At 70.2% G+C, this 7018-nt stretch carries 6 protein-coding genes; all 6 read right to left on the minus strand.

The features are described 5' to 3' along the window. Position 1 precedes the first annotated feature (1 nt). Positions 2 to 412: a nucleoside-diphosphate kinase gene (gene ndk, locus ABDW21_RS00510; RefSeq protein ID WP_343600989.1), complete on the minus strand. Its 411-nt coding sequence runs from the start codon at positions 410 to 412 to the stop codon at positions 2 to 4. A 108-nt stretch (positions 413 to 520) separates the two neighbouring features. After that, entirely contained in the window at positions 521 to 910 is a 390-nt protein-coding gene (locus ABDW21_RS00515; protein ID WP_343600990.1) for a DUF4233 domain-containing protein, read from the minus strand. Beyond that, on the minus strand, positions 907 to 2292 hold the full coding sequence (locus ABDW21_RS00520) for a folylpolyglutamate synthase/dihydrofolate synthase family protein (protein WP_343600991.1): 1386 nt from the start codon (positions 2290 to 2292) through the stop codon (positions 907 to 909). The genes ABDW21_RS00515 and ABDW21_RS00520 overlap by 4 nt, the downstream gene beginning before the upstream one ends. Before the next feature lie 5 nt (positions 2293 to 2297). Next, on the minus strand, positions 2298 to 4943 hold the full coding sequence (locus ABDW21_RS00525) for a valine--tRNA ligase (protein WP_343709923.1): 2646 nt from the start codon (positions 4941 to 4943) through the stop codon (positions 2298 to 2300). Between the two features lie 63 nt (positions 4944 to 5006). Beyond that, on the minus strand, positions 5007 to 5582 hold the full coding sequence (locus tag ABDW21_RS00530) for a DUF937 domain-containing protein (RefSeq protein ID WP_343709924.1): 576 nt from the start codon (positions 5580 to 5582) through the stop codon (positions 5007 to 5009). 91 nt (positions 5583 to 5673) lie between these two features. Continuing rightward, positions 5674 to 6927, minus strand: coding sequence for a trans-acting enoyl reductase family protein (locus ABDW21_RS00535; RefSeq protein ID WP_343600994.1), 1254 nt, complete (start codon positions 6925 to 6927; stop codon positions 5674 to 5676). Positions 6928 to 7018 lie beyond the last annotated feature (91 nt).

The following is a 7018-nucleotide window of genomic DNA, read 5'->3' on the forward strand; positions in this document are numbered from 1 at the left end:
CCTAGCACGTGTCGAACCACAGGGCGATCTCACGCTGCGCCGACTCGGGCGAATCCGACCCGTGCACCAGGTTGAATTGCGTCTCCAGACCGAAGTCGCCGCGGATGGTGCCGGGCGCAGCCGTGTCGACCGGGTCGGTCGCACCGGCAAGCTGCCGCACCGCCGCGATTGCGCGCGGGCCTTCCACGACCGCCGCCACCAGCGGTCCCGAGGTGATGAACTCCAGCAGCGACTCGAAAAACGGTTTGCCCGCGTGCTCGGCATAGTGGTGGCGGGCCAGTTCGTCGCCGACCGTGCGCAGTGCCAGCGCCGCGATCGCCAAGCCTTTGCGCTCGATGCGGCCGATGATCTCGCCCACCAGGCGTCGCTGCACTCCGTCGGGCTTGATCAACAGCAGGGTCCGCTCGACCATCAACGCCGCTCCTCGTCATCGCCGCGTCCCCCTCGCCGCTGCGCGGGTGGGCGTGCCCCCACTGCATTGTCGCCGGCGCGTGTCACGGCGCACAGCGTACCGTGCAGCTCAGTCCGGAGGCCGCAGCTGCCCGGGCAACAGCCCGCGTCGCTGGCGCCGCAGCACCTCGGCGCGGAAGTACCCGATCAGCGCCCACACCCCGGCGAACAGCAGGCCGATGAAACCCACCCCCGGGTAGACCAGGAATCCGGCGACCGGCAGCAGCTGCACGGCCAGGTTCGCCCAGATGGCCCACGGCCGGCCCTGCAGCGCGGTCAGCAGCACCAGCACCAGCACCACACCGATCAGGAACACCAGCGCGGCCGGTGTCAGCCCGCCGCCGACGGCGCCGACCACCGGCAGCGCCAGCAGCACCACGATCGCTTCCAGCAGCAGCGTGCCGGCCATCACCGCGCGGAAACTCCGCCACGGGTCGGGTGCGCCGGGCTGGTCGCTCACGCCGGATCACGACCGAACACGGTGCGCGCGGCCCCGGCGGTGACCACCGAGCCGGTGACGACGATGCCGGTGCCCGAGGTGTCCGCCCGCGCACCGGCGTCGTCGAGCAGCGCGGTGGCGGTGTCGACGGCCGCGCGCAGGTTGTCGGCGGTGAGCACCCGGTCGGGCCCAAACCACTGCTCGGCGGCCCACGCCATCGACTCGACGTCCAGCGCCCGCGGCGACCCGTTGTGGGTGACCACGATCCGGTCGAACACCGGCTCGAGCGCCCGCAGGATGCCGGCCACGTCCTTGTCGGCCAGCACGCTAACAACGCCGACCAGGAACCGGAAGTCGAACTCCTCGCGGAGCGTCGCGGCCAGCGCCGCGGCCCCGTCGGGATTGTGGGCGGCGTCGATGAGCACCGTCGGCGAGCTGCGCATGCGTTCCAGCCGGCCGGGGCTGGTGGCGGCGGCGAACCCGGCGCGGACCGCGTCGACGTCGAGCTGACGGCGCACGCCGGCGCCGAAGAACGCCTCCACCGCCGCGAGTGCCAGCGCCGCGTTGTGGGCCTGGTGCGCGCCGTGCAGCGGCAGGTACATGTCGGGGTAGACGCCGCCCAAACCCCGCAGGGTCAGCAGCTGCCCGCCGACAGCGACCCGCCGGTCCAGCACTGCGAACTCGGAGTCCTCCCGCGCCACCTGGGCGTCGGCGCGCACGGCGTGCTCGAGCAGCACATCCATCGCCGCGGGCAGCTGACGCCCGATGACCGCCACGGTGTCGATCGCGCCGGTCGATCTGGTGATGATGCCCGCTTTTTCACCGGCGATCCCGGCGACGTCGGAACCGAGGTACTCGACGTGGTCCAGGCCCACCGGGGTGATGACGGCCACCGGAGCGCCGATCACGTTGGTGGCGTCCCACCGGCCACCCATGCCGACCTCGATCACCCCGACCTCGACCGGCGCGTCGGCGAACGCGGCGAACGCCATCGCGGTGAGCACCTCGAACTTGCTCATCGCCGGACCGTCGGCGGCCTGCGACCGCTCGTCGACCAGGTGCACGAACGGCTCGATCTCCCGGTAGGTCGCCACGTAGCGCGCCGGGCTGATCGGTGTCCCGTCGATCGCGATGCGCTCCACCGCGGACTGCAGGTGCGGGCTGGTGGTGCGGCCGGTTCTGCGCTGCAGCGCGGTCAGCAGCGCGTCGACCATCCGCGCCACCGACGTCTTGCCGTTGGTGCCGGTGATGTGGATCGACGGGTAGCTGCGCTGCGGCGAGCCGAGCAGGTCCATCAGCAGACTGATCCGGTCCAGGCTGGGCTCGATCTTGGTTTCCGGCCAGCGCTGGTCGAGCAGGTGCTCGACCTGCAGCAGCGCGGCGACCTCGTCGGGCGCGGGCACGTGCGTCACATCGCGGCCAGCCGGCTGGCGATCCGGTCCACTTCCGCGCGCGCCAGCGCCTGGCGGGTGCGGATCTTGTCGACGACGGCCGCGGGCGCCTTGGCCAGGAAGTCGGCGTTGTCGAGTTTGGCGCCGGTGGCGGCCAGTTCCCTGTGCGCGGCGGCCAGGTCCTTCTCTAGGCGGCGGCGCTCGGCGTCGACGTCGATGGTGCCCGAGGTGTCCAGCTCGACGGCGACGGCGTCGGTGTTGTCGCGACCCAGCCGCACCTCCAGCGACGCCGACGGCCGGAAGTCCGGCCCGGCGTCGGACAGCCACGCCAGCGCCGTCACCGCCGCCACCTGAGCGTGCAGGTCGTCGCGCAGACCGCTCAGCCGCGCGGGCACCTTCTGCCGGTCGGCCAGGCCCTGATCGCTGCGGAACCGCCGGATTTCGGTCACCAGCTTCTGCATGTCGCTGATCCGTTGCACAGCAACCGGATCCGGGCCCATCTCGGATGACTGCGGCCATTCGGCGATGACCAGAGACTCGCTGTCGGTGAGCGCCTTCCACAGCGACTCGGTGACGAACGGCATGACGGGGTGCAGCAGCCGCAACAGGGTGTCCAGCACCGCGGCCAGCACCGCCGTAGTATGCAAGATACCTTCGGAAAGCTGCACTTTGGCCAATTCGACGTACCAGTCGCAGAACTCGTCCCAGGCGAAGTGGTAGAGCGCCTCACAGGCCCGGCCGAATTCGTAGTCGTCCAACGCCGAATCGACCTCGGCGCGAACCTCTTCCAGCCGGCCCAGGATCCACCGGTCGGCGTCGGTCAGGTGGATGGGCAGCGGCGCCGCGCGAGCACCGTTGAGCAACGCGAACCGGGTGGCGTTGAACAGCTTGGTGCCGAAATTGCGGGACGCCCGGACGTGGTCCTCGCCGATCGACAGGTCCCCGCCGGGGCTGGCCGCGCGAGCCAGCGTGAACCGCAGCGCGTCGGCCCCGAACTCGTCTATCCAGTCCACCGGGTCGACGACATTGCCCTTTGACTTGCTCATCTTGCGGCCGAACTCGTCACGGATCAGCCCGTGCAGGAAGACATCGGTGAACGGCACCTGGGGCCCGCGCCGGCCGCCCAGGGTGATGGCATCGTCGTCGCCGACGAAGGTGCCGAACATCATCATCCGTGCGACCCAGAAGAACAAGATGTCGTATCCGGTGACGAGAACGCTTGTCGGATAGAACTTCTCCAGCGCCGGCGTCTTCCACGGCCAGCCCATGGTGGAGAACGGCCACAGTGCCGAGGAGAACCAGGTGTCCAGGACGTCGGGATCCTGCTGCCACCCGTCGGGAGGAGTTTCGTCGGGGCCGACGCAGACCTGCGCACCGTCGGGGCCGTACCAGATCGGGATCCGATGCCCCCACCACAGCTGCCGCGAGATGCACCAGTCGTGCATGTCGTCGACCCAGGCGAACCAGCGCGGTTCTAAGCTCGCGGGGTGAATCACGGTCTGCCCGTTGCGTACTGCGTCCCCGGCGGCCTTGGCCAGCGATTCCACCCGAACCCACCACTGCAACGACAGCCGCGGCTCGATCGGTTCCCCGCTGCGCTCGGAGTGCCCGACGCTGTGCAGATAGGGACGCTTCTCCTGCACCACCCGGCCCTGTGCCGCAAGTGCCTCGCGCACCGCAACCCGAGCGTCGAAGCGGTCCATGCCGTCGAATTGCGTTCCGGTGCCGGCAATCCGGCCGCGTGGGTCCATGATCGAGGGCATCGGCAGCTGGTGCCGCAACCCGATCTCGAAGTCGTTCGGGTCGTGAGCGGGCGTGATTTTGACTGCGCCGGTGCCGAATTCGGGGTCCACGTGCTCGTCGGCGACGACGACAACCCGTCGGTCCAGGAACGGGTGCGGGAGGGCGGTACCGACCAGGTCCCGGTAGCGGTTGTCGTCGGGGTGCACCGCGATCGCGGTATCTCCCAGCATCGTCTCGACCCGCGTGGTGGCGACGACGATGTGCGGCCCGGAGTCGTCCAGCGAGCCGTACCGGAACGACACCAGCTCACCTTCGACGTCGCGGTAGCGCACCTCCAGGTCCGAAATCGCGGTCTGCAGCACCGGCGACCAGTTGACCAGCCGCTCGGCCCGGTAGATCAACCCGGCGTCGTAGAGCCGCTTGAAGATGGTCCGCACCGCCCGGGACAGACCTTCGTCCATGGTGAACCGGTCGCGGCTCCAGTCCACGCCGTCACCGAGCCGGCGCATCTGGGCCCCGATCGCGCCGCCGGACTCCCGCTTCCAGTCCCACACCATGTCGACGAACCGCTCCCGGCCCAACTCCTCTTTGGTCGTGCCGTCGGCCGCGAGCTGTGTCTCCACCACGGTCTGGGTGGCGATACCGGCGTGGTCCATGCCCGGCTGCCAGAGCACTTCGTAGCCCTGCATCCGCTTACGGCGGGTCAGGGCGTCCATCATGGTGTGTTCCAGCGCGTGGCCCATGTGCAGGCTGCCGGTCACGTTCGGTGGCGGCAACACGATCGAGTAGGCCGGCTTGGTGCTGGCGGGGTCTGCGGTGAAATACCCGGCGTCGACCCAGCCCTGGTAGAGCGTGCTCTCGACGCCGGCCGGCTCCCAGGACTTGGGCAGCCGACCGGCGGCACGGCCGGGGCTGGACACCGGTCAATTCTAGGAAGGGTCGGAGCCCGCCCGGACTCCGCCCTGGTGCGGCGCCGGCGCCGGCTACTTCGTGCCGCCCAGCAGCCCGCCGAGGATGTCGCCGGCTTTCCCGCCCAGCACGTTGCCCAGGACGCTGCCCAGCGACTTGTTGCCGCTGCCGGACATCCCGCTGAGAATGCTGCCCAACACCTCGTTGAGGGCGCCGCCGGAAGCCTGCTCCGGTGCGGGCGCCTTCTGCTGCGTCATCTGCTTGCCGATGTAGGCCAGCACCATCGGCGCGAGCATCGGCAGCAGTTTCTGCAGAAGCTCGCTGGTGCCGGCTCCGGCGCCCGACAGCGCCGCGGCGACCGCGTCGGTGTCGTTCCCGCCGAAGATCTTCGCGATCGCCGTCTGGCCGGCGTTCTCGTCGACCTCCGCGACGCCGGCGCCGCTGTCCAGCAACCCGCTGGCCGCGTGATCGCTGACCGCCGACTCGATTGCCGACGCGTGGTCGGGGTCTTGGGCGTGCTGGTGCAGACCGCCGACGATCACCGGCACCAGTAACTTGACCGCGCTGTCCACCTCGCTCTCGTCGACACCGAGCGTGGCGGCGATTTCCCCGGTAGGGATCTGGGCGAAGAGATCGTCAAGGCCGGCCATGGCGGGTCCACTTTCGTTGCTGGGGTGCTGTCGTCAACTCGTGACGACCCTAACCCGGACGGCGTGGTCTGACGGCTGTTCGGGTCAGCGGTTAGAGCCGGGCCGTCTCGATCGACACACCCGCGGCCGGTAACCGCGCCACCAGCGCGTCGCCCATCGCGGCCGCCGGGGTGAGGACGCCGCGCAGATCGGAGAGCGCGTCGCGGTCCAGCGCGAGCGCCAGTCCACTCTCCCCCAGCAACACCGAGGTCGCCTGATAGCCCGGGTCACCCTGCTGGGCCATGGCGGCCACGTAGCGCGCACCGGTGGTCGTGGTGGTGTAGGTCTCGGCCTGGTAGAAACCGCGCTCACGGACGGCGGCGCTGGGACCGCTGCCGGGCTTGGGCGCGACGCGTTCGAGCAGTCGGCGGGGCAGCAGCCGAAAGTAGCGGCTGCCCAAGCCGAAGACCGCGGTGCCGAGCCCGGTGATCACCGCCGACGCAGCGGGCGCAGTGAACGACGAACCCACACTCATGTGTTCGGCGTACCGGAACCGCCGTCCGTAAGCCCAATCCAGTAAAGCGTTGCTGCGCCGCACAATTCGGGTGTTGTAGGGGGCCATCACGAATCCCGCGGTCCAGCTGCCCGCCAGTTCGGGCGCAATGTCGCGACCGCGACGCCACACGAGGTCGGGCTGCCGGCCGAGTTCGGGTTCGGCGCCGCGGTCGGTGCTCAGCGTGTAGGGATCGGCGAGCTGGCGTCGCGCATCCGGGTCGGTGGAGGCCGTCTGCAGCATTTCCATCCCCGACGCGACGGTGCCGCCGGACACCCCACCGGAGAATCGGCGCAACACGAAGTCGGTGTCGGTGAGTTCGCCCCCGCCATCGTCGGCGGCTGCCCGGTACAACGCGTAGACGCTCAGATCCGAAGGGATGGAATCGAATCCACACGCGTGCACGATCCGCGCCCCGGTGTCGGCGGCCTGCTTGTGATACACGTCGATGCTGGTGCGCACGAACATCGCCTCCCCGGTGAGGTCCGCGTAGTCGGTGCCCGCCGCGGCGCACGCGGCGACCAGCGGCAGCCCGTAGCGCGTGTAGGGCCCCACCGTCGTGATCACCACTTGGGTGCGAGAGGCCATCTCCTGCAGCGTCGACGGCGCCGACGCGTCGGCGCGCAGCACCGGCCACGCCTGCGCGGCGTCACCCAGCGTCTCCCGGACCGCCTGCAACCGGTCGGTCGACCGGCCGGCCAGCGCGATGCGGGCGGCGCCGCCCGCTCGGGCCAGGTATTGCGCGGTCAGCTTTCCCACGAAGCCGGTCGCCCCGTAGACGACGATGTCGAATTCGCGCGTGGTTCTGGTCACCGGGCCGACGCTACTCCCAGCGATCGCGGGCCCGCACCGACCGGCGGCCTGTGGTCCGCGTCGCCGTGGTTCCACGCCGGCGTGCCGTCGC

Origin of the sequence: Mycobacterium sp. (genome assembly GCF_039583805.1) — a bacterium.
Taxonomy (GTDB): Bacteria; Actinomycetota; Actinomycetes; order Mycobacteriales; family Mycobacteriaceae; genus Mycobacterium.